Here is a 2223-nt window from a genome sequence, read left to right as displayed (position 1 = left end):
CACGGGCACTGGAAGACCACCACCTTCGTCGCCGGGCTGCGCAACAGCGGCATGGTCGCGCCGATGGTCCTGGACGGGCCAATCAACGGCGAACTCTTCCTCACTTACGTCGAGCAGGTGCTGGTGCCGGAACTGCGCCCTGGGGACATCGTCATCATGGACAATCTCGGCAGCCACAAGGGTGTGGGCGTCCAGGCTGCCATCGAGGCCGCGGGCGCGAGCCTGCGCTATCTCCCGCCCTACAGCCCCGACTTCAATCCGATTGAGAACGCCTTCGCCAAGCTGAAGGCCAGCCTCCGCAAGGCCGCCGAGCGCAGCGTCGAAGGCCTCTGGAGCACCATCGGACGCATCACCGAGACCTTCACGCCCGCCGAGTGCGCCAACTACTTCGCCGCCGCTGGGTACGATGCAAACTGATCGGAAACCGCTCTAAATGAGACTCGAAGAACGAATCAAGAACAAAGAGGTGGTTGACAGCGCAAGCTCGGCTGGAACGCGCGGGTTGATCGGAAAGGGATGGGACGGCCGCTTCGCTGAAGCACAGCACCTTCAACGGCTTTGCGCGTTGTGCTGCGACCGGGAGGAAGGCAGCGCGCCATGTGCAACTTGTACAGCATGACCTCGAGCCAGCAGGCGATTCGCGCGCTGATGCGGGTGGTGGATGACCGCACCGGCAACCTGCCGCCGCTGCCCGCCATCTACCCCGACAGCCTGGCGCCGGTGGTGCGTCAGGCGGAGAAGGGCGGGCGGGAGCTGGCCATGCTGCGCTGGGGCATGCCGGGGCCGGCGCAGTTCGGTGGGCATCCTGTCACCAACATCCGCAACACCCGGAGCCCGTATTGGCGCCGCTGGCTGGGGCCCCCACATCGCTGCCTGGTGCCGGTGACCGCCTTCTGCGAATGGCAGGACACCAAGCCGAAGAAGACGCCGGTGTGGTTCGCCCTCGATGAACAGCGGCCGCTGTTTGCCTTTGCCGGGATCTGGACCCGCTGGACCGGCATGCGCGGCAGCAAGGCCAACCCAGTGGAGGGCGAGCACCAGCTTTATGGCTTCCTGACCACCGAGGCCAACGACGTGGTGGGTCCGATCCACCCCAAGGCCATGCCGGTGCTGCTGACCACGCCAGACGAGATGAACACTTGGCTAGAGGCGCCGTGGGAGATTGCGAGGGAACTGCAGCGGCCATTGCCGGACGGGCAGATGCAAATCGTGGCCAAGGGCGAGCGGAAGGATGGGGAGGAACAATAAGTTTGGTTCCTGTTTCCCGCGGCCAACGTGGCATGGAACCCGATCGGGGCGACCCTGCTGGTGGATAGGGTCAAAGGCAGACACGGCCAGAGGGCTGCGCCAACCCATGCAGGAGCATGCATGACGCAGATCGTTACCGCCTCAACCAGAAGCTTGGTCATGTGTTGCTGTTGAAGTGAAGGAGGAAGACCCGATGGGCACCACCCAGACCGATCCGGAAGCAACCGGCTTTGCTGAGTTTGATCATACGGCCCAGCAGATATCCGACCGGGCTTCTGACAACATGAGGCGCGCGCCCGGGCAGCCGCGATTTGCGACATCGACTTTGGCCAATATTCACCAGCATCCCTTCGCCAGCCTCCTGGCTGCTGGTGCACTCGGCTGGGTGCTGGGTCTGCTCGCTGGTCGCCGCTGATAAAGCCAGGAGGCATCCTGTGCAGCGCTGGCCGGTCCTTCTCTCGCAGCGCGGCACCTGCCGCCCGTGGCCAGAGTTGAGGCCGGGTGCCGCCGCTTTACGGCAGCGGCTCCTGGCCGGCGCTCACTTCACGTGGCGGGCAAGGTGCTTGTTCATCTCGAACATGCTCACCTTGTCCTTGCCAAACACCGCACGCAGCTTGTCGTCGGCCAGGATCTCGCGGCGATCATCCGGGTTCTGCCGATTGCCCGCCTTGATGTATTCCCAAACCTTGCTGACCACTTCGCCACGAGTGAGCTTTCCGTCGCCCACAACCGCGGCAAGTTCGGGCGACGGCTGCAGAGGCTGCTGAAGGGCATTTGGCTTCTTGGCAGGAGCTTTCGTGGACTTGCCCTCAGCTTTTTCGGATGTGGCAGCCTTCCCGGTTTTGGCAGGCTTCTTTTCGGTGGTTTTGACGGGCATTTCCACACTCCACTGCAAGATCATCCAGGATGTCTGGCGCCAGGGCTGATCCACCATGCGAGCCATGGCAGCTAAAAACTGCTCCACTGACTAGCAGG

The 2223-nt window shown here is 63.5% G+C and carries 4 protein-coding genes; 3 read left to right on the top strand and 1 reads right to left on the bottom strand.

Going from position 1 to position 2223, the window contains the following annotated elements; all coding sequences use genetic code 11:
• From D9598_RS20835 to D9598_RS20825, 3 genes are all read left to right on the top strand, one after another.
• The coding region (locus D9598_RS20835) for a transposase (RefSeq protein ID WP_198368395.1) at positions 1-417 on the top strand (417 nt) is incomplete at its 5' end.
• A 180-nt stretch (positions 418-597) separates the two neighbouring features.
• Positions 598-1248, top strand: a complete 651-nt coding sequence (locus D9598_RS20830) for an SOS response-associated peptidase (protein ID WP_198368394.1) — start codon at positions 598-600, stop codon at positions 1246-1248.
• A gap of 193 nt (positions 1249-1441) precedes the next feature.
• On the top strand, positions 1442-1663 hold the full coding sequence (locus D9598_RS20825) for a DUF883 C-terminal domain-containing protein (RefSeq protein WP_198368393.1): 222 nt from the start codon (positions 1442-1444) through the stop codon (positions 1661-1663).
• Positions 1664-1786: 123 nt separating this feature from the next.
• Here D9598_RS20825 and D9598_RS20820 read toward each other — a convergent pair whose 3' ends face one another.
• Positions 1787-2191, bottom strand: coding sequence for an SWIB/MDM2 domain-containing protein (locus D9598_RS20820; RefSeq protein WP_232477502.1), 405 nt, complete (start codon positions 2189-2191; stop codon positions 1787-1789).
• Positions 2192-2223 lie beyond the last annotated feature (32 nt).

Source organism: Roseomonas sp. KE0001 (assembly GCF_016107285.1).
In the GTDB taxonomy this organism is placed as follows: Bacteria; Pseudomonadota; Alphaproteobacteria; order Acetobacterales; family Acetobacteraceae; genus Pseudoroseomonas.
This window is presented reverse-complemented; position numbering and strand designations above follow the sequence as displayed.